The sequence below is a fragment of the Arthrobacter sp. UYCu512 genome (assembly GCF_040547075.1).
Classification (GTDB): domain Bacteria; phylum Actinomycetota; class Actinomycetes; order Actinomycetales; family Micrococcaceae; genus Arthrobacter.
Map to the genome: position 1 here is coordinate 179,939 of NZ_JBEPPA010000004.1, position 23,239 is coordinate 203,177.

The 23,239-nt window shown below is 61.6% G+C and carries 25 protein-coding genes; 1 reads left to right on the forward strand and 24 read right to left on the reverse strand.

From position 1 onward, the window contains the following. Positions 1-9: 9 nt before the first annotated feature. The 17 genes from rplR to rpsJ form a co-directional block, all read right to left on the reverse strand. Positions 10-393 carry a 50S ribosomal protein L18 gene (gene rplR / locus ABIB49_RS06010; protein WP_024366121.1) on the reverse strand — a complete coding sequence of 128 codons (384 nt, stop codon included), beginning with the start codon at positions 391-393 and terminating at the stop codon, positions 10-12. Positions 394-395: 2 nt separating this feature from the next. Continuing rightward, positions 396-932, reverse strand: coding sequence for a 50S ribosomal protein L6 (gene rplF, locus ABIB49_RS06015; RefSeq protein ID WP_226774751.1), 537 nt, complete (start codon positions 930-932; stop codon positions 396-398). Between the two features lie 18 nt (positions 933-950). Beyond that, positions 951-1,349 (reverse strand): 30S ribosomal protein S8, encoded by a 399-nt coding sequence (gene rpsH / locus ABIB49_RS06020; RefSeq protein WP_024366123.1) that lies wholly within the window; start codon positions 1,347-1,349, stop codon positions 951-953. 94 nt (positions 1,350-1,443) lie between these two features. Continuing rightward, positions 1,444-2,025, reverse strand: coding sequence for a 50S ribosomal protein L5 (rplE, locus tag ABIB49_RS06025; protein WP_226774752.1), 582 nt, complete (start codon positions 2,023-2,025; stop codon positions 1,444-1,446). Next, the gene (rplX, locus tag ABIB49_RS06030) at positions 2,025-2,384 is read right to left on the reverse strand and encodes a 50S ribosomal protein L24 (protein WP_226774753.1); all 360 of its coding nucleotides are present in this window, start codon (positions 2,382-2,384) and stop codon (positions 2,025-2,027) included. The genes rplE and rplX overlap by 1 nt, the downstream gene beginning before the upstream one ends. Before the next feature lie 3 nt (positions 2,385-2,387). Beyond that, on the reverse strand, positions 2,388-2,756 hold the full coding sequence (gene rplN, locus ABIB49_RS06035; RefSeq protein WP_024366126.1) for a 50S ribosomal protein L14: 369 nt from the start codon (positions 2,754-2,756) through the stop codon (positions 2,388-2,390). 366 nt (positions 2,757-3,122) lie between these two features. Beyond that, positions 3,123-3,431, reverse strand: coding sequence for a 30S ribosomal protein S17 (gene rpsQ, locus ABIB49_RS06040; protein ID WP_136321879.1), 309 nt, complete (start codon positions 3,429-3,431; stop codon positions 3,123-3,125). Further along, entirely contained in the window at positions 3,428-3,757 is a 330-nt protein-coding gene (gene rpmC / locus ABIB49_RS06045) for a 50S ribosomal protein L29 (RefSeq protein WP_269461899.1), read from the reverse strand. The genes rpsQ and rpmC overlap by 4 nt, the downstream gene beginning before the upstream one ends. A 2-nt stretch (positions 3,758-3,759) precedes the next feature. After that, positions 3,760-4,176, reverse strand: a complete 417-nt coding sequence (gene rplP / locus ABIB49_RS06050) for a 50S ribosomal protein L16 (RefSeq protein ID WP_024366129.1) — start codon at positions 4,174-4,176, stop codon at positions 3,760-3,762. Next, complete coding sequence (gene rpsC / locus ABIB49_RS06055) at positions 4,177-5,022, reverse strand: 30S ribosomal protein S3 (RefSeq protein WP_226774754.1); 846 nt, start codon at positions 5,020-5,022, stop codon at positions 4,177-4,179. Then, a complete protein-coding gene (rplV, locus tag ABIB49_RS06060) occupies positions 5,023-5,388 on the reverse strand; it encodes a 50S ribosomal protein L22 (protein ID WP_069949298.1) in 366 nt (121 codons plus the stop codon). A gap of 38 nt (positions 5,389-5,426) precedes the next feature. After that, positions 5,427-5,708, reverse strand: a complete 282-nt coding sequence (rpsS, locus tag ABIB49_RS06065) for a 30S ribosomal protein S19 (protein ID WP_018773666.1) — start codon at positions 5,706-5,708, stop codon at positions 5,427-5,429. Positions 5,709-5,720: 12 nt separating this feature from the next. Further along, a complete protein-coding gene (gene rplB / locus ABIB49_RS06070; protein WP_226774755.1) occupies positions 5,721-6,560 on the reverse strand; it encodes a 50S ribosomal protein L2 in 840 nt (279 codons plus the stop codon). Positions 6,561-6,589: 29 nt separating this feature from the next. Next, positions 6,590-6,895 carry a 50S ribosomal protein L23 gene (gene rplW, locus ABIB49_RS06075; RefSeq protein ID WP_056425233.1) on the reverse strand — a complete coding sequence of 102 codons (306 nt, stop codon included), beginning with the start codon at positions 6,893-6,895 and terminating at the stop codon, positions 6,590-6,592. Beyond that, a complete protein-coding gene (gene rplD / locus ABIB49_RS06080) occupies positions 6,892-7,515 on the reverse strand; it encodes a 50S ribosomal protein L4 (RefSeq protein WP_056425230.1) in 624 nt (207 codons plus the stop codon). The genes rplW and rplD overlap by 4 nt, the downstream gene beginning before the upstream one ends. 4 nt (positions 7,516-7,519) lie before the next feature. Next, a complete protein-coding gene (gene rplC / locus ABIB49_RS06085) occupies positions 7,520-8,170 on the reverse strand; it encodes a 50S ribosomal protein L3 (protein WP_024366134.1) in 651 nt (216 codons plus the stop codon). Between the two features lie 17 nt (positions 8,171-8,187). Continuing rightward, the gene (gene rpsJ / locus ABIB49_RS06090) at positions 8,188-8,496 is read right to left on the reverse strand and encodes a 30S ribosomal protein S10 (protein ID WP_038464699.1); all 309 of its coding nucleotides are present in this window, start codon (positions 8,494-8,496) and stop codon (positions 8,188-8,190) included. Between the two features lie 451 nt (positions 8,497-8,947). On the opposite strand from rpsJ, the gene ABIB49_RS06095 reads away from it, so the two are divergent. After that, entirely contained in the window at positions 8,948-10,387 is a 1,440-nt protein-coding gene (locus ABIB49_RS06095; protein WP_354156812.1) for a GH1 family beta-glucosidase, read from the forward strand. 13 nt (positions 10,388-10,400) lie between these two features. Here ABIB49_RS06095 and ABIB49_RS06100 read toward each other — a convergent pair whose 3' ends face one another. From ABIB49_RS06100 to rpoB, 7 genes are all read right to left on the reverse strand, one after another. Then, positions 10,401-10,526 (reverse strand): hypothetical protein, encoded by a 126-nt coding sequence (locus tag ABIB49_RS06100; protein WP_283480268.1) that lies wholly within the window; start codon positions 10,524-10,526, stop codon positions 10,401-10,403. A 140-nt stretch (positions 10,527-10,666) separates the two neighbouring features. Then, positions 10,667-11,857, reverse strand: a complete 1,191-nt coding sequence (tuf, locus tag ABIB49_RS06105; protein ID WP_226774757.1) for an elongation factor Tu — start codon at positions 11,855-11,857, stop codon at positions 10,667-10,669. A 242-nt stretch (positions 11,858-12,099) separates the two neighbouring features. Continuing rightward, complete coding sequence (gene fusA / locus ABIB49_RS06110) at positions 12,100-14,214, reverse strand: elongation factor G (RefSeq protein ID WP_226774758.1); 2,115 nt, start codon at positions 14,212-14,214, stop codon at positions 12,100-12,102. Positions 14,215-14,283: 69 nt separating this feature from the next. Beyond that, complete coding sequence (rpsG, locus tag ABIB49_RS06115) at positions 14,284-14,754, reverse strand: 30S ribosomal protein S7 (RefSeq protein ID WP_011692813.1); 471 nt, start codon at positions 14,752-14,754, stop codon at positions 14,284-14,286. 1 nt (position 14,755) lies between these two features. Next, positions 14,756-15,130 (reverse strand): 30S ribosomal protein S12, encoded by a 375-nt coding sequence (gene rpsL, locus ABIB49_RS06120; RefSeq protein WP_011692814.1) that lies wholly within the window; start codon positions 15,128-15,130, stop codon positions 14,756-14,758. A gap of 395 nt (positions 15,131-15,525) precedes the next feature. Continuing rightward, entirely contained in the window at positions 15,526-19,425 is a 3,900-nt protein-coding gene (locus ABIB49_RS06125) for a DNA-directed RNA polymerase subunit beta' (RefSeq protein ID WP_226774759.1), read from the reverse strand. A 101-nt stretch (positions 19,426-19,526) separates the two neighbouring features. Beyond that, positions 19,527-23,045, reverse strand: coding sequence for a DNA-directed RNA polymerase subunit beta (rpoB, locus tag ABIB49_RS06130; RefSeq protein ID WP_226774760.1), 3,519 nt, complete (start codon positions 23,043-23,045; stop codon positions 19,527-19,529). Positions 23,046-23,239: the final 194 nt, after the last annotated feature.

Consider the following 23,239-nt stretch of genomic DNA (forward strand, 5'->3'; position numbering starts at 1 on the left):
TATTTTCGGTCACAGTGCCAGCCCACCTTCACGTGCGCCGTCAGCGACGGCGGCGATCCGGCCGTGGTACTTGTTACCACCGCGGTCGAAGACAACTGCTTCGATACCGGCAGCCTTGGCACGCTCGGCGACGAGCTCGCCAACGCGCTTGGCCTTGGCAGTCTTGTCACCGTCGAATGCACGAAGGTCGGCTTCCAAAGTGGAGGCGCTCGCTACGGTCAGGCCCTTGCTGTCATCAACAACCTGGACGAATACGTGGCGTGCGGACCGGTTGACGACCAGACGAGGACGTACAGCCGTTCCGGAAATGCGCTTGCGGATACGAAGCTGGCGACGGCTGCGCTGGGCAGACTTGCTCTTGTTCGTACGCTTCTTGTTAATTGCGATCGCCATGGTTACTTACCAGCCTTTCCGACCTTGCGGCGGATGACTTCGCCTGCGTAGCGGATGCCCTTGCCCTTGTAGGGGTCCGGCTTCCGCAGCTTGCGAATGTTGGCAGCAACCTCGCCGACCTGCTGCTTGGAGATACCTGAAACAGAGAGCTTGGTCGGGGTCTCTACTGCAAAGGTGATGCCGTTCGGTGCCGTGATGTTAACCGGGTGGCTGTAGCCCAGAGCGAACTCCAGGTCAGTTCCCTTTGCCTGAACGCGGTAACCGGTACCGACAATTTCAAGCTTCTTCTCGTAGCCTGCGGTGACACCCTGGATCATGTTGGCGATCAGGGTGCGGGTCAGGCCGTGCAGCGAACGTGAGGCGCGCTCATCGTTCGGGCGGGCGACGGTCAGGGTGCCATCTTCCAGGGAAACCTCGATCGGGCTGGCCACAGTGTGGCTCAGCTCGCCTTTGGAACCCTTGACGCTGACGACAGAGCCGTCAACCTTGACCTCAACGCCGGCAGGAACGGTGATGGGGAGACGTCCAATACGTGACATTATTCTCTTCCTTTCCCGTTACCAGACGTAAGCGAGGACTTCGCCGCCCACGCCCTTCTTGCCGGCCTGCTTGTCAGTCAAGAGGCCGGAAGAGGTGGACAGGATTGCGACACCCAGGCCACCGAGCACGTGCGGCAGGTTGGTGGACTTTGCGTAAACGCGCAGTCCCGGCTTGGAAATACGACGAACGCCAGCGATTGAACGCTCGCGGTTCGGACCGAACTTGAGCTCGAGGGTCAGCTTCTTGCCAACCTCCGCGTCTTCTTCTTTCCAGGAGGCGATGTAACCCTCGGCCTTCAGGATGTCGGCAACGCGTGCCTTGAGCTTGCTGTACGGCATAGACACAGATTCGTGGTATGCCGAGTTTGCGTTGCGCAGACGCGTAAGCATGTCTGCGACGGGATCTGTCATTGTCATGGTGGGCTCTTGCCCTTCCTCATAACGGTTTCCACCGTGCTGGGCAGCCGAACAAGTTCGGAACCAGCACGGACGGACCTTTTACGTAGCTAGATTAATCTTCGGTCTTGAACGGGAAGCCAAGCGCCTTGAGCAGCGAGCGGCCTTCGTTGTCGGTCTTGGCAGTGGTTACGACGGTGATGTCCATGCCGCGAACGCGGTCGATGGAATCCTGGTCGATCTCGTGGAACATAACCTGCTCGGTCAGACCGAAGGTGTAGTTGCCGTTGCCGTCGAACTGCTTGCCGCTGAGGCCCCGGAAGTCGCGGATACGCGGCAGAGCCAGCGTGACCAGACGGTCCAGGAATTCCCACATACGGTCCCCACGCAGAGTTGCGTGTGCACCGATCGGCATGCCTTCGCGCAGCTTGAACTGTGCGATCGACTTGCGGGCTTTGGTTACCTGCGGCTTCTGGCCGGTGATCAGGGTCAGATCGCGGACAGCGCCGTCGATCAGCTTGGAGTCCTTGGCGGCATCTCCAACACCCATGTTCACAACGACCTTCACCAGACGGGGAACCTGGTTGACGTTCTCGTACTTGAATTCCTCAACGAGCGTGCTCTTGATGGAATCCGCGTACTTGGTCTTCAGACGAGGAACGATCTTGCTTGCCGGAGTCTCGAGAGTCTCAGTCATTAGATGTCCTTCCCTGAGCTCTTGGCCACGCGGACACGCACTTCGCGCTTCACGCCATCGCGCTCAACGGTCTCGGTGCGGAAACCGACGCGGGTGGGCTTTTTGGTGGACGGGTCAACCAGTGCCACGTTGGAGATGTGGATCGTAGCCTCGACGACTTCGATGCCACCGGTCTTGGTGCCGCGCTGCGACTGACCGACCTTGGTGTGCTTGGTTACGCGGTTGATACCTTCGACCAACACGCGGTTGGACTCGGGGTATACGCGCAGAACCTTGCCCTGCTTGCCCTTGTCACCGCCGCGCTCAGCCTTGGCACCGGTGATGACCTGAACCAGGTCGCCCTTTTTGATCTTAGCCATGGACTAAAGCACCTCCGGAGCCAGAGAAACGATCTTCATGAACTTCTTATCGCGAAGTTCACGACCAACCGGTCCGAAGATGCGGGTACCGCGGGGGTCACCGTCAGCCTTCAGGATCACAGCTGCGTTCTCGTCAAACTTGATATAGGAACCATCCGCACGGCGGCGTTCCTTCTTGGTACGGACGATGACAGCCTTGACGACGTCGCCCTTTTTTACGTTGCCGCCCGGAATTGCGTCCTTGACGGTAGCGACGATTACGTCGCCAATGCCTGCGTAGCGACGGCCAGATCCACCGAGAACGCGAATGGTAAGGATTTCCTTAGCACCCGTGTTGTCGGCGACCTTGAGTCGCGACTCCTGCTGAATCACTATTTACTCCTTGCGTCGCGCGGGTTCTCAGACCGAAAGTCTTCCTACGGAATGAGCCTTGCGGAACGGTTGATCGGGGTGTCTCTTGACCTGCCTGGATTTTGCCAGACCAGGCCTAAACTCCCGTGCCAAAAACATTTGCTTCCCTAATGAATCCCGACGGGTCGGGGCAGCAGGGGGCACTATGCCGTGGCACGCTTGTTTACGAGTTTGATGACAGCGCACAGAGGGCGCCATACAAACTCAAAATCTTAGCACGTTTCAGGCGTATCCCCATATCACGGCAGCGACGCTGGCGGGAAACGGAGAAACCCCCGCGCCCAGAAGGGAACGGGGGTTTCTCGACTCACAGCGAGGCTGCAGGTGCTACTTGGCCTTCTCGAGGATCTCCACCAGACGCCACCGCTTGGTAGCGGAGAGCGGGCGGGTCTCGGCGAGGAGAACGAGGTCGCCGATGCCGGCGCTGTTCTCTTCGTCGTGAGCCTTGATCTTCGTGTTGCGGCGAAGGACCTTGCCATAGAGGGCGTGCTTCACACGGTCCTCGACCTGGACAACAATGGTCTTTTCCATCTTGTCCGAGACCACGTAGCCGCGCTTCGTCTTACGGTCACCGCGCTCGTCAGCCGTAGCTGCGCCGGAAACAGTTTCCGTCACGTTCTCGTCCTTTTCACTCACTTGGTGTCCTCCTCAGTCTCAACCGTTTCAGCCTTGTCGGCCTTCTTGGTTGCAGCTTTCTTGGACTTCTTTTCTTCCTTGGCTTCCACAACCGGTGCGGCAACCTCGGCACGAATGCCCAGCTCGCGCTCACGGAGAACGGTGTAGATGCGGGCGATGTCCTTCTTTACCGCGCGCAGCCGACCGTGGTTCTCCAGCTGACCGGTGGCGGACTGGAAACGCAGGTTGAACAGCTCTTCCTTGGCCTTACGGAGTTCCTCAACGAGTCGCTCGTTGTCGAAACCGTCCAGCTGTGCGGATGCAAGTTCCTTGGATCCTACTGACATTTCTATTCACCACCTTCGCGACGCAGAATGCGTGCCTTCAACGGGAGTTTGTGGATCGCCAGGCGCAGTGCCTCGCGGGCCGTTTCTTCATCGACCCCGGAGATCTCAAAGAGAACCCGGCCCGGCTTGACGTTTGAGACCCACCATTCCGGAGAACCCTTACCGGAACCCATGCGGGTTTCGGCCGGCTTCTTCGTCAGCGGACGGTCCGGGTAGATGTTGATCCAGACCTTGCCGCCACGCTTGATGTGGCGGGTCATCGCGATACGGGCAGACTCGATCTGACGGTTGGTGACGTATGCCGGGCTCAGAGCCTGGATACCCCACTCACCGAAAGAGACCTTCGTGCCGCCCGTTGCAGCGCCGGAACGACCCGGGTGGTGCTGCTTACGGTGCTTGACTCGACGTGGGATAAGCATTTAAGCCTGTCCTCCTTCTACTGACTGCGCCGTGCCTGCGGCTCCGGCTTCAACAGCCGGAGCTTCGGCAGCAGCGGGTGCAGCCTCAGCCGGGCGATCGTTACGACGACGGCGGTCACCACGGTCAGCGCCGCCCGGGCGGCCCGGACGATCGCTGGCACCACGGCCGCGGGACGGAGCAGCAGCAGCCTGCTGAGCCAGTTCCTTGGCGGTGACGTCACCCTTGTAGATCCAGACCTTCACGCCGATACGGCCGAAGGTGGTCTTGGCCTCGTAGAAGCCGTAGTCGATGTTCGCGCGGAGGGTGTGCAGGGGCACACGGCCTTCGCGGTAGAACTCCGAGCGGGACATTTCTGCGCCGCCCAGTCGACCGGAGCAAGCGATCCGGATGCCCTTGGCACCGGCACGCTGTGCGGACTGCATGGCCTTCTTCATCGCACGGCGGAAAGCCACGCGGGAAGTCAGCTGCTCAGCAACGCCCTGGGCAACAAGCTGGGCTTCCATCTCGGGGTTCTTGACCTCGAGGATGTTCAGCTGAACCTGCTTGCCGGTGAGCTTTTCGAGCTCGCCGCGGATGCGGTCTGCTTCTGCACCGCGGCGGCCGATAACGATGCCCGGACGTGCAGTGTGGATATCCACACGGACACGGTCGCGGGTGCGCTCGATTTCAACCTTGGCGATACCGGCGCGCTCCATGCCCGTGGACATAAGCTGGCGGATCCGGATGTCTTCGCGAACGAAGTCCTTGTACCGCTGGCCGGGCTTGGTGCTGTCAGCAAACCAGTGCGATACGTGATCGGTGGTGATGCCGAGTCGGAACCCGTGCGGGTTAACTTTCTGTCCCACTTAGCGAGCCTCCTCTTTCTCCGGGGTAGCGACTACCACGGTGATGTGGCTCGTGCGCTTCTTAATCTGAAATGCACGACCCTGGGCTCGCGGCTGAAACCGCTTCATGGTCGGGCCTTCATCAACATACATTTCGCTGATGATGAGGTCACCCTCGTCAAACGCCACGCCGTCGCGGTCCGCGAGGACCCGGGCGTTGGAGATTGCCGACTGAACTACCTTGAATACCGGCTCCGAAGCTGCCTGCGGGGCAAACTTCAGAATTGCCAGAGCCTCATTCGCTTGCTTACCACGAACAAGGTTGACGACGCGCCGGGCCTTCATAGGCGTTACGCGGATGTGACGCGCAATTGCCTTGGCTTCCATTGCTTTCCTTCTCTCGTCTTTGACGTAAGTGCAGGCGCCTAGCGGCGCTTGCCCTTACGGTCGTCCTTGACATGGCCGCGGAATGTCCGCGTGGGAGCGAATTCGCCGAGCTTGTGCCCGACCATCGACTCAGTGACAAACACGGGGATGTGCTTGCGTCCGTCATGTACGGCGATCGTGTGACCGAGCATGTCGGGGACGATCATCGAACGGCGGGACCAGGTCTTGATGACGTTTTTGGTGCCCTTTTCGTTTTCCCTGGCTACCTTTACAAAGAGGTGCTGGTCAACGAAAGGACCTTTTTTCAGGCTGCGTGGCATGTGTCCAGGCTCCTATCGCTTGTTCTTGCCAGTACGACGGCGACGAACAATAAGCTTGTCGCTCTCTTTGTTGGGACGGCGGGTGCGGCCTTCGCGCTTACCGTTCGGGTTGACGGGGTGACGTCCACCGGACGTCTTACCCTCGCCACCACCATGGGGGTGGTCGACCGGGTTCATGGCGACACCACGGACGGTCGGGCGAACGCCCTTCCAGCGCATACGGCCGGCCTTACCCCAGTTGATGTTCGACTGCTCGGCGTTGCCGACCTCGCCGACGGTTGCGCGGCAGCGCACGTCAACGTTGCGGATTTCGCCGGAAGGCAGACGCAGCTGGGCGAAGCGGCCTTCCTTTGCCACGAGCTGGATCGATGCACCGGCAGAGCGGCCCATCTTGGCGCCGCCACCCGGACGCAGTTCAACTGCGTGGATAACGGTACCCACCGGGATGTTGCGCAGCGGAAGGTTGTTGCCGGGCTTGATATCAGCGTCGGCACCTGCTTCCACCGTGTCACCCTGGGACAGCTTGTTCGGGGCGATGATGTAACGCTTGGTGCCATCAACGTAGTGGAGGAGTGCGATGCGAGCCGTGCGGTTCGGATCGTACTCGATTTCGGCAACGCGGGCGTTGACGCCGTCTTTGTCGTGGCGACGGAAGTCGATCAGACGGTACTGGCGCTTGTGTCCACCACCCTTGTGACGGGTCGTGATCTTACCGGTGTTGTTACGGCCACCCTTTTTCGGGAGGGGACGTACCAACGACTTTTCCGGCGTCGACCGCGTGATTTCAGTGAAGTCCGCTACGCTCGAGCCGCGACGGCCCGGGGTAGTCGGCTTATATTTACGGATTCCCATAATTTATTTCCTCGTTAAAGTGGTCTCCGCTACGAGAGCGGACCGCCGAAGATGTCGATAGTGCCTTCTTTGAGGCTCACAATTGCACGCTTGGTGTTCTTGCGGGTACCCCATCCGAATTTGGTGCGCTTGCGCTTACCGGCACGGTTGATGGTGTTGATCGAGTCGACCTTGACGGAGAAGATTTTCTCCACGGCCAGCTTGATCTCGGTCTTGTTCGAGCGGGGGTCCACCAGGAAGGTGTACTTGCCCTCGTCGATCAGGCCGTAGCTCTTTTCCGAGACGACGGGTGCAAGCACAACGTCGCGCGGATCCTTGAGGGTGGCTGCACTCACTTGGCATCCTCCTGGTTCTTTGCCACTGCCCGGTCAGCAACGAATGCTTCGTAGGCAGCCTTGGTGAAGACAACGTCATCGGAGACGAGAACGTCGTAGGTGTTCAGCTGGTCTGCGTACAGAACGTGAACATCCGTGAGGTTACGCACGGAGAGTGCAGCAACGTCGTTGGCGCGCTCGATGACAACGAGCAGGTTCTTACGCTCGGAGACACCTCGCAGGGTTGCCAGTGCTGCGCTGGAGGACGGCTTGGTGCCGGCTACCAGTTCAGCGACGACGTGGATGCGGCCGTTACGGGCGCGGTCAGAGAGAGCGCCGCGCAGTGCAGCAGCAATCATCTTCTTGGGGGTGCGCTGGCTGTAGTCACGCGGCGTGGGGCCGTGGACAACGCCACCACCGGTCATGTGAGGAGCACGGATTGAACCCTGACGGGCGCGGCCGGTGCCCTTCTGCTTGAACGGCTTGCGACCTGCACCGGAAACCTCGGCGCGGGTCTTGGTCTTGTGGGTACCCTGGCGAGCAGCAGCGAGCTGGGCAACGACGACCTGGTGCAGCAACGGCACGTTGGTCTGTACGTCGAAGATCTCTGCAGGCAGGTCAACCTTGACAGTGCTAGTCATTGAACTAGGCTCCCTTCACGGCGGTGCGTACGAGTACGACCTGGCCGCGGGCGCCGGGGACGGCGCCCTTGATCAGGAGCAGCGACTTCTCGACGTCAACCGCGTGGACCGTGAGGTTCAGCGTGGTGTGACGAACGGCGCCCATGCGGCCGGCCATTTTCATGCCCTTGAAGACGCGGCTCGGGGTGGATGCGCCACCGATGGAACCGGGCTTGCGGTGGTTCTTGTGTGCACCGTGGGAAGCTCCAACGCCGTGGAAGCCGTGACGCTTCATTACACCGGCGAAGCCCTTACCCTTGGTGGTGCCAACAACGTCGATCTTCTGGCCGGCTTCGAAGAGCTCTACGGAGAGCTCCTGGCCCAGCTCGTAAGAGTCAGCATCTGCAGTGCGCAGTTCGACGACGTGGCGGCGAGGCGTGACGCCTGCCTTTTCAAAGTGACCAGCCAGCGGCTTGGTGACCTTGCGGGGATCGATCTGGCCGTAGCCGATCTGAACGGCGACATAGCCATCAGTGTCTGCATTGCGCAGCTGCGTGATGACGTTGGAGTCAGCCTGGACCACAGTGACGGGGATGAGCTTGTTGTTCTCGTCCCAGACCTGGGTCATGCCGAGCTTCGTGCCCAGCAGGCCCTTTACGTTACGGGTTGCGGTCATAGTCTCTCAGCACCTCCCTAGAGCTTGATTTCGATGTTCACGTCGGCCGGCAGGTCGAGACGCATAAGCGAATCAACAGCCTTGGGCGTGGGGTCGATGATGTCGATCAGACGCTTGTGAGTACGCATTTCGAAGTGCTCACGGCTGTCCTTGTACTTGTGCGGAGAGCGGATGACGCAGTAGATGTTCTTCTCCGTCGGCAGCGGCACAGGGCCTACTACCGTGGCGCCTGCGCGCGTGACCGTCTCAACGATCTTCCGTGCTGAAACGTCAATGACCTCGTGGTCGTATGACTTCAGCCGGATGCGGATTTTTTGTCCCGCCATGTCGCCTGACTCTCTTTCAGTTAGTGCTGCTCCAGTGAGGGCTGCTCTGTTTACTTGCGTGTTGCATGTGGCTGCCGAGGCAATTGAAGTCGTAACTACCACCCGCCGCACAAGCTGAATCCGGACAAATCCGGGTTCCTCAACCTGCCGGCGTAACCGACCCCCGCGGTCGGGCGTGTCGCGCTTTTCACGCATACACATCCGCAGTTCCATGGGGAGTGGGTTATGTTTGGTCTCCTACTTGGACCCTGACACCCGGCATTATCCGGATCGGGACGCGAAAGAGCGCTTGAACAACTCATCTAGTATGCCGGAATTTATGGGCAGAAGCGAATCGGCAGCCGCGGCGGGCGGTCCGGGCACCGCGCCAGCGGCAGTCTCTCAGCCCGGTCGACGCCGGAACGGATGGACACTCATTGCCTTCAGCAGGCAGCGTGGGGATGATGGGCAGATGACCGTGCAGGATGCTGTGGCGCTGCAGGCTCTTGCCGACCGCTTGAGCCCGGATTTCCTGTTGGGCGTCGCCTCGGCCGCCTTCCAGATCGAAGGTTCGCTGGACGCCGGCGGCCGCGGCCCCTCCGGCTGGGACGCCTTTGTCCAGAAACCAGGCAGCATCCGGGACGGCCACTCCCCCGCCGTCGCCTGCGACCACTACAACCGCACTCCCGAAGACGTCGAGCTGATGCGCACTCTCGGCGTCGACTCCTACCGCTTCTCGCTCTCCTGGCCCCGCATCCAGCCGGAGGGGTCCGGGCCGTTCAACACCGAGGGGCTGGACTTTTACGACCGGCTCATTGACCAGCTGCTCGCGGCCGGCATCGCTCCGATGGCGACCTTGTACCATTGGGACACTCCGCTGCCGCTCGAACACCGGGGCGGCTGGCTGAACCGCTCCACAGCGGAGCGCTTCGCGGAGTACAGTGCGGCCGCCGGCCGCCGGTTCGGTGATCGCGTAACACAGTGGGTAACGCTGAACGAACCGGCATCCGTGACGCTCAACGGCTACGCCCTGGGGGTGCACGCGCCGGGCCGGGAGCTGCTCTTTGACTCCCTGCCCGCCGTCCACCACCAGCTGTTGGGCCACGGCCTCGCCGTACAGGCGCTGCGGGCCGAGGGAGTTGCCGGCGCCGTGGGTGTCACCAACCTGCACTCCCCGGTGCGGCCGGCCGGCCGGTCGGTCACGGACCGGATGCTTGCCGACATCTTTGACCTGGTCCTTAACCGGGTCTATGCGGATCCGATCCTCCTGGGGCGGTACCCGAAGGTCCCCCTGATCGCGAGGCCCTGGTTCCGCGCACTCGGCAATGCCTCCGACGACGACCTCCGGACCATCCACCAGCCCCTCGATTTTTACGGGCTGAACTATTACTATCCGGTGAAGGTCGCGACCGGACGCGGCCAGGGCGACACCCCTGCGGGCAACGTGGACGCCATGCTGAAGATGCCCTTCCACCTGGTGGCATTCCCGGAGTACCCGACCACTGGATTTGGCTGGCCGGTGGCACCGGAGCACCTGGGCCTGCTGCTCCGTGAGCTGAAAGACCGCTATGGAGCAGCGCTGCCCCCGCTGTATATCACCGAAAGCGGCGCCAGCTTTCCGGAGCCCGACCACGTCTCCGGCGCCATAGCGGATGCGGACCGGATCAAATACATCGCGGCCCATCTGGGCCATGCCCTGGATGCGACGGCGCCTGGCGGCGTCGCCGAGGACGTTGAACTGCTTGGTTACTACGTGTGGACCCTGATGGACAACTTTGAATGGGCGGCCGGCTATTCCCAGCGCTTCGGCCTGATCCACGTGGATTTTGACACCCAGGAGCGCACGCCCAAGGACTCGTTCTACTGGTATCAGGCACTAAGCCGGGCCCGGAAAAGTCGATCCGATCCCTAGCCCGCCGGCGCGGCTACTGGCGCTTGTTGGCGCGGTCGATCCGCTTCGCCCGCTTGATTTCGTGCCGGAAGTACCTCTTGGCCCACAAGCCGCCCGCGACGACAGCAAGGACAACCACGAGGAAAATGATCCATTCCATGCCGGACTCCTCTCTTCACCTGCAACGGTAGCAGGACGTTAAAAAGAACAGCCCCGCTGCAGTGCAGCGGGGCTGTTCCTTGCTTAACGGCGGCCGTCAGGCAGCCGGACCGGTCAGCGACTAACTCGGATCAGCAAGTATTACTTGAGGATCTTGGTAACGCGTCCCGAACCAACGGTGCGGCCGCCTTCGCGGATAGCGAAGCCGAGGCCGTCTTCCATGGCGATGGGCTGGATGAGCGCAACGCTCATTTCAGTGTTGTCGCCGGGCATAACCATTTCCGTGCCTTCCGGCAGGGTGATGACGCCGGTTACGTCCGTGGTGCGGAAGTAGAACTGCGGGCGGTAGTTGGAGTAGAACGGGTTGTGACGCCCGCCTTCGTCCTTGGAGAGGATGTAGACGTTAGCCTCGAAGTCGGTGTGCGGGGTGATGGAACCCGGCTTGACGACAACCTGGCCACGCTCAACATCGTCACGCTTCAGACCGCGGAGCAGGAGGCCACAGTTCTCGCCGGCCCATGCTTCGTCGAGCTGCTTGTGGAACATCTCGATACCGGTCACCGTGGTCTTCTGGACCGGGCGGATGCCGACGATCTCGACCTCGGAGTTGATGGCGAGGGTTCCACGCTCGGCGCGGCCCGTTACAACGGTGCCACGGCCGGTGATCGTGAAGACATCTTCGATCGGCATCAGGAACGGCTTGTCACGGTCACGGACGGGGTCCGGAACGGACTCGTCGACAGCTTCCATAAGGTCCTCGACGGACTTGACCCAAACCGGGTCGCCTTCGAGGGCCTTCAGACCGGAAACGCGCACAACCGGGGCGTTGTCGCCATCGAAGCCCTGAGCCGAAAGCAGCTCGCGAACTTCCATTTCGACGAGGTCGAGGAGCTCTTCGTCATCGACCATGTCCGACTTGTTCAGCGCGACCAGCAGGTAGGGAACGCCAACCTGGCGGGCCAGCAGAACGTGCTCGCGGGTCTGAGCCATCGGGCCGTCAGTGGCGGCAACCACAAGGATCGCACCGTCCATCTGTGCGGCACCGGTGATCATGTTCTTGATGTAGTCAGCGTGACCCGGAGCGTCTACGTGTGCGTAGTGGCGCTTCTCGGTCTGGTACTCAACGTGGGAGATGTTGATGGTAATGCCGCGCTGACGCTCTTCGGGAGCAGAGTCAATGGACGCGAAGTCGCGCTGCTCGTTGAGAGTCGGGTACTTGTCGTACAGCACCTTGGAAATCGCGGCCGTCAACGTCGTCTTACCGTGGTCAACGTGACCAATGGTGCCGATGTTAACGTGCGGCTTAGTCCGCTCGAACTTTGCCTTTGCCACAGGTTCCTCCTAGAACGTTTTCAAATGACTTACCCTTCGACCGCGCTTGTCGCGGCGAAACTTCAGTAAGTCTACTTGGGGGGCTTTGGATTGATGAAATTGCAGATTCAGGAACTAATACTAGTCCCTTGAGCCTGTCGGTGCTGGTGGCCGGTCCGGCGGACCGAAGCCGGCCACCTGCACCAGGTGAATTTCCGGAACCGGAAACGCACCCGAGTTTGTTGCTGCGGAAGCCTTGGAGGCTACTCGCCGCGGTTCTTCTGGATGATCTCGTCGGCGACTGCCTTCGGGACCTCGGCGTAGCTGTTGAACGTCATGGAGTACACAGCACGGCCCTGGGTCTTCGAGCGCAGGTCACCGATGTAGCCGAACATGCCGGACAGCGGGACGTGCGCACGGATGACCTTGACACCCTGCGCGTCTTCCATGGACTGCATCTGGCCGCGGCGGGAGTTGAGGTCACCGATAACTTCACCCATGTATTCCTCAGGGGTGCGGACCTCGACATCCATCAGCGGTTCGAGCAGAACGGGGTTCGCCTTGCGTGCAGCTTCCTTGAAAGCCATCCGCCCGGCGATCTTGAACGCCATTTCCGAGGAGTCAACGTCGTGGTACGCGCCGTCAATCAGCGTGGCCTTGATGCCGACAACCGGGTAGCCGGCCAGGACGCCGTCGTTCAGCGCAGACTGGATGCCAGCGTCAACCGAGGGAATGTATTCGCGCGGAATGCGGCCGCCGGTGACCTTGTTCGAGAACTCGTACATCTCGCCCTCGGACGTGTCCAGCGGCTCGATCGCAATCTGGATCTTAGCGAACTGGCCCGAACCACCGGTCTGCTTCTTGTGTGTGTAGTCGTGACGCTCCACAGCACGCTTGATGGTTTCGCGGTAAGCGACCTGGGGCTTGCCCACGTTCGCCTCGACCTTGAATTCGCGGCGCATGCGGTCCACCAGGATATCCAGGTGGAGTTCGCCCATGCCGGCGATGATGGTCTGGCCCGTGTCCTCGTTGAGGGAGACCTGGAAGGTCGGGTCCTCAGCGGAGAGCTTCTGGATGGCCGTGGAAAGCTTCTCCTGGTCGCCCTTGGTGTTCGGCTCGATCGCAACAGAGATCACGGGCTCCGGGAAGCTCATGGACTCCAGGACGATCTGGTTCGAAGAATCACACAGGGTGTCGCCCGTGGTGGTGTCCTTCAGACCGATCGCTGCGTAGATGTGGCCGGCGGTAGCGCCCTCAACGGGCATTTCCTTGTTGGCGTGCATCTGGAACAGCTTGCCGATGCGCTCCTTCTTGCCCTTGGTGGAGTTGACCACCTGGGAGCCTGCCTCCACGTGACCGGAGTACACGCGGATGAAGGTGAGCTGACCAAAGAACGGGTGCGTAGCGATCTTGAACGCCAGAGCCGAGAACGGCTCCTCGGAAGACGGCTTGCGCGTCAGTTCCTTCTCTTCGTCGCGGGGATCGTGACCGATCATCGGCGGGACGTCGAGCGGGTTCGGCAGGTAGTCCACCACGGCATCGAGCATCGGCTGGACGCCGCGGTTCTTGAACGCGGAGCCGCAGAAGACCGGGTACAGCTCGGAGTTGATCGTCATCTTTCGGATGCCGGCCTTGAGTTCATCGGTGGTGATTTCTTCACCTTCGAGGTACTTCTCCATCAGCTCTTCGGAGGACTCCGCTACGGTCTCAACGAGCGTTGCGCGGTACTCCTCGGCCTTTTCCTGGAGGTCCGCCGGGATCTCGCGGATCTCGTACTTGGCACCCATGGTGACGTCACCCTTGGAGTCGCCGGGCCACACCAGTGCGCGCATGTAGAGCAGGTCGACGACGCCGACGAAGTCGTTCTCGGCGCCGATCGGCAGCTGCATAACCAGCGGCTTGGCGCCGAGGCGGCTGATGATGGTATCTACGGTGAAGTAGAAATCAGCACCGAGCTTGTCCATCTTGTTGACGAAGCAGATGCGCGGGACGTTGTACTTGTCCGCCTGGCGCCAGACAGTCTCAGACTGCGGCTCCACACCTTCCTTGCCATCGAACACGGCAACGGCACCGTCGAGGACGCGCAAGGAGCGCTCCACCTCAACAGTGAAGTCAACGTGCCCGGGGGTGTCAATGATGTTGATCTGGTTGTTCTCCCAGAAGCAGGTCACGGCGGCAGACGTGATGGTAATGCCGCGTTCCTTTTCCTGTTCCATCCAGTCAGTCGTCGAAGCGCCGTCGTGCGTTTCGCCGATTTTGTGGTTCACACCTGTGTAAAACAGGATGCGCTCGGTAGTAGTGGTCTTGCCGGCATCAATGTGGGCCATAATGCCGATATTGCGGACCTTGCTAAGGTCAGTAAGCACGTCCTGTGCCACGGTGTCTCCCTTTCGGATGGACTGCACGTCCGCCGCCGGCTCGGTTGAGCCGGCGGCGTCCGGGAAGTATTACCAGCGGTAGTGTGCGAAGGCCTTGTTGGACTCGGCCATCTTGTGGGTGTCTTCGCGGCGCTTCACAGCGGCACCGAGACCGTTGGAGGCATCCAGAATTTCGTTCTGGAGGCGCTCGGTCATCGTCTTCTCGCGGCGGGCCTTGGAGTACCCAACCAGCCAGCGCAGGGCGAGGGCGGTGGAGCGGCCCGGCTTGACCTCAACCGGAACCTGGTAGGTAGCGCCACCGACGCGGCGGGAGCGGACCTCGAGGGAAGGCTTGACGTTCTCCATGGCCTTCTTGAGGGCTGCAACCGGGTCGCCGCCGGACTTGGCACGAGCACCTTCGAGTGCACCGTAAACGATACGCTCGGCGGTGGACTTCTTGCCGTCAACGAGCACCTTGTTGATCAACTGGGTGACCAGCGGGGAGCCGTAAACGGGATCTAGAACTAGCGGCCGCTTGGGGGCCGGACCCTTGCGAGGCATATTACTTCTTCTCCATCTTTGCGCCGTAGCGGCTACGAGCCTGCTTACGGTTCTTGACACCCTGGGTATCGAGGGCACCACGGACGATCTTGTAGCGGACACCCGGAAGGTCCTTAACGCGACCACCACGGACGAGCACAATGGAGTGCTCCTGCAGGTTGTGGCCCACGCCGGGGATGTAGGCGGTAACTTCAACGCCACCGTTGAGGCGGACACGTGCAACCTTACGCAGAGCCGAGTTCGGCTTCTTCGGGGTTGTTGTGTAGACGCGGGTGCAAACACCGCGGCGCATCGGGCTGCCGTTAAGCGCGGGGGCCTTGGTCTTCTTGACCTTAGGCGTGCGGCCCTTGCGGACCAGCTGGTTAATCGTAGGCACTCTCGTGTTCTCCGTTTTATCCGGAGCGGCCGTTGGCGGCCGCTCTCTTGTCGCTGCGCCCCGCCGCTCGAGCTTTGAAGTTCTCTCCAGAGCAGCTGAGGCGAAGCCTTAATAGTCGGGCCGCACGCCGGGATCCGCGGACTAATGTCCACCCTTGCCCCTAGGCATGCGAAAATGTGGCATACGTTGCACAAGAACCCTGCAAACCGGAAACGTCGTCCTGGCCCAGCCTTTCAGCTGTAACCGGCGCACTCATCCACTGCCACAATAACAATTAGTTTCAAGTCTAACACGGCCCGCCGCCAGCCCTTAATCGAACCCAGCAAACGCAAAGGCCCCGCCTCCGCTCCGCTGTTAGGCGGAGCGGTGACGGGGCCCGACGTCGAACTGGCGGCTTAGCGGAAGTCGCTGCCCAGGTCGTAGTCATCCAGCGGGATGGCGTGGAACTCAGGAGCTCCGTCGCCGCCCAGGGAATCGTAGGAGAAGTCACTGAACGCGCTGGGGCCGGTAAACAGATTGGCCTTTGCTTCTTCAGTGGGCTCCACCGTGACCTCGGTGTAGCGCGGGAGACCCGTGCCGGCCGGGATGAGCTTACCGATGATGACGTTTTCCTTCAGGCCGAGCAGCGGATCGCTCTTGCCTTCCATGGCCGCCTGCGTCAGGACGCGGGTGGTTTCCTGGAAGGAAGCTGCGGACAGCCAGGACTCGGTCGCCAGGGACGCCTTGGTGATGCCCATCAGCTCGGGACGGCCGGAAGCCGGCGTCTTGCCCTCGGACACAACACGGCGGTTGGCATCTTCGAAGCGGCTGCGCTCGGCGAGCTCGCCGGGCAGCAGATCCGATTCGCCGGACTCGATGACAGTGACGCGGCGCAGCATCTGGCGGACGATAACCTCGACGTGCTTGTCGTGGATACCGATGCCCTGGCTGCGGTACACACCCTGGACTTCGTCCACCAGGAACTTCTGCGCGGCCCGGGGGCCCATGATGCGCAGAACCTGCTTGGGGTCGACCGGACCGTTGATGAGCTTCTGGCCGACGCTGACGTGATCGCCGTCTTCGATGAGAAGACGTGAACGGCGCAGCACCGGGTAAGCGATCTCTTCGGATCCGTCATCCGGGGTGATGACCAGGCGCATCTGGCGCTCGGACTCTTCGATGGTGATCCGGCCGGCTGCTTCAGCAATCGGCGCGACACCCTTCGGAGTACGGGCTTCAAAGAGCTCCTGGATACGGGGCAGACCCTGGGTGATGTCGTCGCCGCCGCTGGAGGAGACAGCACCACCGGTGTGGAACGTACGCATCGTCAGCTGGGTACCCGGCTCACCGATGGACTGTGCGGCGATGATGCCCACGGCCTCTCCGATGTCGACGGTCTTACCAGTGGCGAGCGAACGGCCGTAGCACAGGGCGCAGGTGCCGACGCTGGACTCACAGGTGAGTACGGAGCGGACCTTGACCTCGGTGATGCCGGCGGCGAACAGTTCGGCAATAACAACGTCGCCGCAGTCGGTGCCGCCCGCTGCCAGAACCTTGCCCTTGGAGTCAACGACATCCACGGCCAGGGTCCGGGCGTACGCGCTGTTCTCAACGTTCTCGTCCAGGACCAGCTCACCGTTGGCGTCAGCCACGGCAATGGCGGTCATCAGGCCGCGCTCGGTGCCGCAGTCTTCTTCCCGAACGATAACGTCCTGCGAGACGTCCACCAGACGGCGGGTCAGGTAACCCGAGTTGGCGGTACGCAGTGCGGTATCGGCCAGACCCTTACGGGCACCGTGCGTGGCGATGAAGTATTCCAGCACCGACAGGCCCTCGCGGTAGGAGGACTTGATCGGACGCGGGATGATCTCGCCCTTAGGGTTAGCCACCAGGCCACGGATACCCGCGATCTGGCGAACCTGCATCCAGTTACCACGTGCGCCCGAGGAGACCATGCGGTTGATGGTGTTCATCGGCGACAGGCTGTCACGCATCGCCTGGGCGATTTCGTTGGTTGCCTTGTTCCAGATCTCGATCAGTTCCTGGCGACGCTCGTCGTCGTCGATCAGGCCCTTGTCGTACTGTCCCTGGATCTTGGCAGCCATGGTCTCGTAACCGGCGAGGATCCGCGGCTTGTCCTTGGGTACCTCGATGTCGGAGATGGCGACGGTAACGCCGGACCGGGTGGCCCAGTAGAAACCGGCATCCTTCAGGTTGTCCAGCGTTGCCGCCGTGATCACCTTCGGGTAGCGCTCTGCGAGATCGTTGACGATCGTGGACAGTTCGCCCTTGTCCGCAACGTTCTCCACCCACGGGTAGTCCGCGGGCAGGGTCTCGTTGAAGAGGACCTGGCCCAGGGAGGTCTGGACGAGCACGGTCTGACCCGGCTCGTAGCCTTCCGGAGCTTCCCAGCCGGCGTAAGGGACAAAGCCCTCCAGCCGGATCTTGACCTGGGAGTTCAGGTGCAGCTCGTGCAGGTCGTACGCCATGATGGCTTCCGACACCGAGGAGAAGATCCGGCCCTCGCCAGCTGAACCGACACGCTTGGTGGTCAAGTGGTAGAGACCGATGATCATATCCTGCGACGGCAGGGTCACCGGGCGGCCGTCGGACGGCTTCAGGATGTTGTTCGAGGACAGCATCAGGATCCGGGCTTCCGCCTGGGCTTCGGGGCTCAGCGGCAGGTGCACTGCCATCTGGTCGCCGTCGAAGTCGGCGTTGAAGGCGCCACAAACCAGCGGGTGAAGCTGGATTGCCTTGCCTTCAACAAGCTGCGGTTCGAACGCCTGGATGCCGAGACGGTGCAGGGTGGGTGCACGGTTCAGCAGCACGGGGTGCTCGGTGATGATCTCTTCGAGGACGTCCCAGACCTGCGGGCGGTAACGCTCAACCATCCGCTTGGCCGACTTGATGTTCTGCGCGTGGTTGAGGTCAACCAGGCGCTTCATCACGAACGGCTTGAAGAGCTCCAGCGCCATCTGCTTCGGCAGACCACACTGGTGCAGCTTCAGCTGCGGGCCGACGACGATGACCGAACGGCCGGAGTAGTCAACGCGCTTGCCGAGGAGGTTCTGGCGGAACCGGCCCTGCTTGCCCTTGAGCATGTCGGACAGGGACTTCAGCGGACGGTTGCCCGGTCCGGTGACCGGACGGCCGCGGCGGCCGTTGTCGAAGAGGCTGTCAACGGCTTCCTGAAGCATCCGCTTCTCGTTGTTGACGATGATCTCCGGAGCGCCGAGGTCAAGCAGGCGCTTGAGCCGGTTGTTGCGGTTGATCACGCGGCGGTAGAGGTCGTTGAGGTCGGAGGTCGCGAAGCGGCCGCCGTCCAGCTGGACCATCGGGCGCAGTTCCGGCGGGATCACCGGGACCGCGTCCAGCACCATGCCGAGCGGGCTGTTGTTGGTCGTCAGGAAGGCGTTGACCACCTTGAGCCGCTTCAGGGCGCGGGTCTTGCGCTGGCCCTTGCCGTTGGCGATGATGTCCCGGAGCATGTCCGACTCGGCCTGCATGTCGAAGTTCTCAAGACGCTTCTTGATCGCCTCGGCACCCATGGAGCCTTCGAAGTACATGCCGTAGCGGTCACGCAGTTCGCGGTACAGGCCTTCGTCACCTTCGAGGTCGGCGACCTTGAGGTTCTTGAACCGGTCCCAGACCTGCTCGAGGCGCTCGATTTCAGCATCCGCGCGCTTGCGGACGTTAGCCATCTGGCGGTCGGCGGAGTCGCGGGCCTTCTTCTTGTCGGCAGCCTTGGCGCCTTCGCCTTCGAGACGGGCAAGCTCGTTCTCGAGGTCGCGGGCGATCGTGGCGATGTCGGAGTCGCGGTTGTCGATCAGCTGCTTCTTCTCGATGTCGTGCTCAACCTGGAGGTTGGGCAGTTCTTCGTGGCGGCTGTCGGCGTCGACGCTCGTGATCATGTAGGCGGCGAAGTAGATGACCTTTTCGAGGTCCTTCGGTGCCAGGTCAAGGAGGTAGCCCAGACGGGACGGAACACCCTTGAAGTACCAGATGTGCGTGACCGGGGCGGCCAGCTCGATGTGGCCCATACGCTCACGGCGCACCTTGGCGCGGGTGACTTCAACGCCACACCGCTCGCAGATGATGCCCTTGAAGCGCACGCGCTTGTACTTACCGCAGTAGCACTCCCAGTCGCGGGACGGGCCGAAGATCTTCTCGCAGAAGAGGCCGTCCTTCTCAGGCTTGAGCGTGCGGTAGTTGATGGTTTCCGGCTTCTTAACCTCGCCGTAAGACCAGCCACGGATGTCTTCCGCGGTGGCGAGGCCGATCTGCATGAGGCCGAAGGAGGATTCGCTGGACATATGGTCCCTGTTCTCTCTTGTTCTCTAAATTCTGAAGTCTTGGGTTACGGGAAGAGGGAGGTGCCGACGGCGGATGGGGACCACCCGCCGTCGGACGCCTGCTAAACCTCTTCTACGGAACTGGGCTCTGCACGAGACAGATCGATGCCCAGTTCTTCCGCAGCCGTGAAGACTGCGTCATCAGAGTCACGCATTTCAATTGTGGTTCCGTCCGTGGAAAGAACTTCCACGTTCAGGCACAGCGACTGCATTTCCTTGATCAAGACCTTGAAGGACTCAGGAACGCCCGGCTCGGGGATGTTCTCGCCCTTGACGATGGCTTCGTAGACCTTCACACGACCGTGGATATCATCCGACTTGATCGTGAGGAGTTCCTGAAGCGTGTAAGCGGCACCGTAAGCTTCGAGCGCCCACACTTCCATTTCACCGAAGCGCTGGCCACCGAACTGTGCCTTACCACCCAGCGGCTGCTGCGTGATCATGGAGTACGGGCCGGTGGAGCGCGCGTGGATCTTGTCGTCCACCAGGTGGTGGAGTTTCAGGATGTACATGTAGCCGACCGAGATCGGATCCGGGAACGGCTCGCCGGAGCGGCCGTCGAAGAGGCGGGTTTTGCCTGAGGAGTTGATCAGGCGGACGCCGTCGCGGGTGACGTTGGTGGAGTCGAGGAGACCGGTGATTTCCTCTTCCCGCGCACCATCGAAGACCGGCGTGGCGACAGTGGTCTGGCCACTCTCGCGCGGCAGGTTCGGCAGCTGCTTGACCCACTCGGGCTCGCCCTCGATCTTCCAGCCGGTCTTGGCAACCCAGCCGAGGTGCGTTTCCAGCACCTGGCCGACGTTCATACGGCCTGGAACACCCAGCGGGTTCAGGACAATATCAACGGGGGTACCGTCGGCAAGGAAGGGCATGTCCTCGATCGGAAGGATCTTGGAGATAACACCCTTGTTGCCGTGACGGCCGGCAAGCTTGTCGCCGTCGGTGATCTTGCGCTTGGCAGCGACGTACACCCGGACCAGCTGGTTGACGCCCGGGGGCAGCTCGTCGTCGTTGTCGCGGTCGAAGACGCGGACACCGATGACAGTGCCCGACTCACCGTGCGGAACCTTCAGGGAGGTGTCACGCACTTCGCGGGACTTCTCACCGAAGATGGCGCGCAGCAGGCGCTCTTCCGGGGTCAGCTCGGTCTCGCCCTTCGGGGTGACCTTTCCGACCAGGATGTCGCCTGCTTCAACCTCGGCACCGATGTGGATGATGCCGCGCTCGTCCAGGCCGGCGAGAACTTCCTCGGACACGTTGGGGATGTCACGGGTGATTTCCTCGGCACCAAGCTTGGTGTCGCGGGCGTCGATCTCGTGCTCCTCGATGTGGATGGAGGAAAGAACGTCCTCAGCCACGATCCGCTGGGACAGGATGATGGCATCCTCGAAGTTGTGGCCTTCCCATGACATAAATGCCACGAGCAGGTTCTTACCGAGGGCCAGTTCGCCCTGGTCCGTTGCCGGGCCGTCAGCGATGATGCCGCCGACTTCCAGGCGCTGGCCTTCGTTCACCAGAACGCGGTTGTTGTAGCAGTTGCCCTGGTTGGAGCGGGCGAACTTGTTGATGCGGTAGTTGGTTTCCGTACCGTCGTCGTTCAACACGATGACCAGCTCAGCGGAGACCTCGGTCACCACACCTGCCTTCTTCGCGATGGTGACGTCACCGGCGTCGACGGCTGCGGCACGCTCCATGCCGGTGCCGACGAACGGCGCCTCGGAACGGACCAGCGGCACGGCCTGGCGCTGCATGTTGGCACCCATAAGTGCGCGGTTGGCATCGTCATGCTCGAGGAACGGGATCAGGGCGGTAGCCACTGACACCATCTGGCGCGGGGAGACGTCCATGAACTCGACCTCGGCGGCGGGAACCAGCACGGGCTCGCCTCCACCACCACGGGCACGCACGAGGACGGTATCCTCGGCGAACTTCTTGTTCTGATCGAGCGGAGCGTTGGCCTGTGCAATCAGGACTTCAGCTTCGTCATCGGCCGTGAGGTACTCGACCTCGTCGGAGACGACCCCTTCAGCCACGAGGCGGTACGGGGTTTCGATGAATCCGAACGGGTTGATCCGCCCGTAGGACGCCAGCGAACCGATCAGGCCGATGTTCGGGCCTTCAGGAGTTTCGATGGGGCACATACGTCCGTAGTGGGACGGGTGAACGTCTCGGACTTCCATGCCTGCACGGTCACGGGACAGACCGCCCGGGCCGAGTGCGGACAGGCGGCGCTTGTGGGTCAGACCCGAGAGCGGGTTGTTCTGGTCCATAAACTGGGACAGCTGGGAGGTTCCGAAGAACTCCTTGATCGCTGCCACAACGGGACGGATGTTGATCAGGGTCTGCGGCGTGATGGCCTCGACGTCCTGGGTCGTCATCCGTTCGCGGACAACGCGCTCCATCCGGGACAGGCCGGTGCGGACCTGGTTCTCGATGAGCTCGCCGACGGCGCGGATACGGCGGTTGCCGAAGTGGTCGATGTCATCGATCTCCACACGGAGCTCGTGGTCCTGGCCGTCGCGCTTACCCGTGAGGGTCTTCTCACCGGCGTGCAGGGCAACGAGGAACTTGATCATGGCGACGATGTCTTCAACGTGCAGCACTGAGGCTTCCTTGTCACCAAGGGAGCGGTCGATGCCGAGCTTGCGGTTGATCTTGTAGCGGCCAACCTTGGCCAGATCGTAGCGCTTGGAGTTGAAGTACAGGTTGTCCAGCAGGGACTGGGCAGCCTCGACCGTGGGCGGCTCGCCCGGTCGCAGCTTCCGGTAGATGTCCAGCAAGGCATCTTCGCGGGTTTCGGTGGCGTCCTTCTCCAGCGTTGCGCGCATGGAGTCGTACTGGCCGAACTCTTCGAGGATCTGGCCTTCGGTCCAGCCGAGGGCCTTCAGCAGCACCGTGACGGACTGCTTGCGCTTACGGTCGAGGCGAACGCCGACCTGGTCGCGCTTGTCGATTTCGAGTTCAAACCAGGCGCCGCGGGACGGGATGATCTTCGCGGTGAAGATGTCCTTGTCGCTGGTCTTGTCGGCGGTGCGCTCAAAGTAGGCGCCCGGGGAACGGACCAGCTGCGAGACAACAACACGCTCGGTGCCGTTGACGACGAAGGTGCCCTTCTCGGTCATCAGCGGGAAGTCACCCATGAACACGGTCTGCTGCTTGATTTCGCCCGTGTTGTTGTTCATGAATTCGGCCTTGACATACAGCGGAGCCGAGTACGTTGCGTCCCGGTCCTTGCATTCAGCCATGGTGTACTTCGGATCAGCGAACTCCGGCTCCGAGAAGCTCAGGGACATGGTGCCCTGGAAATCCTCGATCGGGGAGATCTCTTCAAAGATGTCCGACAAACCCGAGGAGGTGGCGACGCTGAGGTCGCCTTCTTCGACGGCTTTGGCGACGCGTGCCTGCCAGCGTTCGTTTCCGACCAGCCAGTCAAAGCTGTCCGTCTGCAGGGCAAGCAGGTTCGGAACGTCAAGAGGTTCGTGAATCTTTGCGAATGAGAGCCGGCGGGTTGCACCGTCGGTACTGTCGGCATTGATAGCGGTTGCAGCGTTGTTTACATTAGAGGTGCTCGAGGCGACCAAGAGGGATCCTTCCACAGACCTTCAGGCGTTTTCAGATCTCCCCCGCTATGCACCCTGCGGAGTGACTCCGCAGTGCTACCAGTCCGGTTCCGCTATATGACCCGGGACCCGCGCTGGCCATGGTGGTGCACGTTGTAGACGGCACAATGATGGCGCAGCTGCCAGGCTAAGCCCACCGCTATATGAAGGCTGAA

What these genes read in the sequence shown, in the direction of transcription:
- rplR (WP_024366121.1), bottom strand. Translation starts at nt 393, where the DNA reads ATGGCGATCGCAATTAACAAGAAGCGTACGAACAAGAGCAAGTCTGCC.
- rplF (WP_226774751.1), bottom strand. Translation starts at nt 932, where the DNA reads ATGTCACGTATTGGACGTCTCCCCATCACCGTTCCTGCCGGCGTTGAG.
- rpsH (WP_024366123.1), bottom strand. Translation starts at nt 1,349, where the DNA reads ATGACAATGACAGATCCCGTCGCAGACATGCTTACGCGTCTGCGCAAC.
- rplE (WP_226774752.1), bottom strand. Translation starts at nt 2,025, where the DNA reads ATGACTGAGACTCTCGAGACTCCGGCAAGCAAGATCGTTCCTCGTCTG.
- rplX (WP_226774753.1), bottom strand. Translation starts at nt 2,384, where the DNA reads ATGGCTAAGATCAAAAAGGGCGACCTGGTTCAGGTCATCACCGGTGCC.
- rpmC (WP_269461899.1), bottom strand. Translation starts at nt 3,757, where the DNA reads ATGTCAGTAGGATCCAAGGAACTTGCATCCGCACAGCTGGACGGTTTC.
- rplP (WP_024366129.1), bottom strand. Translation starts at nt 4,176, where the DNA reads ATGCTTATCCCACGTCGAGTCAAGCACCGTAAGCAGCACCACCCGGGT.
- rplV (WP_069949298.1), bottom strand. Translation starts at nt 5,388, where the DNA reads ATGGAAGCCAAGGCAATTGCGCGTCACATCCGCGTAACGCCTATGAAG.
- rpsS (WP_018773666.1), bottom strand. Translation starts at nt 5,708, where the DNA reads ATGCCACGCAGCCTGAAAAAAGGTCCTTTCGTTGACCAGCACCTCTTT.
- rplB (WP_226774755.1), bottom strand. Translation starts at nt 6,560, where the DNA reads ATGGGAATCCGTAAATATAAGCCGACTACCCCGGGCCGTCGCGGCTCG.
- rplD (WP_056425230.1), bottom strand. Translation starts at nt 7,515, where the DNA reads ATGACTAGCACTGTCAAGGTTGACCTGCCTGCAGAGATCTTCGACGTA.
- rplC (WP_024366134.1), bottom strand. Translation starts at nt 8,170, where the DNA reads ATGACCGCAACCCGTAACGTAAAGGGCCTGCTGGGCACGAAGCTCGGC.
- rpsJ (WP_038464699.1), bottom strand. Translation starts at nt 8,496, where the DNA reads ATGGCGGGACAAAAAATCCGCATCCGGCTGAAGTCATACGACCACGAG.
- ABIB49_RS06095 (WP_354156812.1), top strand. Translation starts at nt 8,948, where the DNA reads ATGACCGTGCAGGATGCTGTGGCGCTGCAGGCTCTTGCCGACCGCTTG.
- ABIB49_RS06100 (WP_283480268.1), bottom strand. Translation starts at nt 10,526, where the DNA reads ATGGAATGGATCATTTTCCTCGTGGTTGTCCTTGCTGTCGTCGCGGGC.
- rpsG (WP_011692813.1), bottom strand. Translation starts at nt 14,754, where the DNA reads ATGCCTCGCAAGGGTCCGGCCCCCAAGCGGCCGCTAGTTCTAGATCCC.
- ABIB49_RS06125 (WP_226774759.1), bottom strand. Translation starts at nt 19,425, where the DNA reads ATGTCCAGCGAATCCTCCTTCGGCCTCATGCAGATCGGCCTCGCCACC.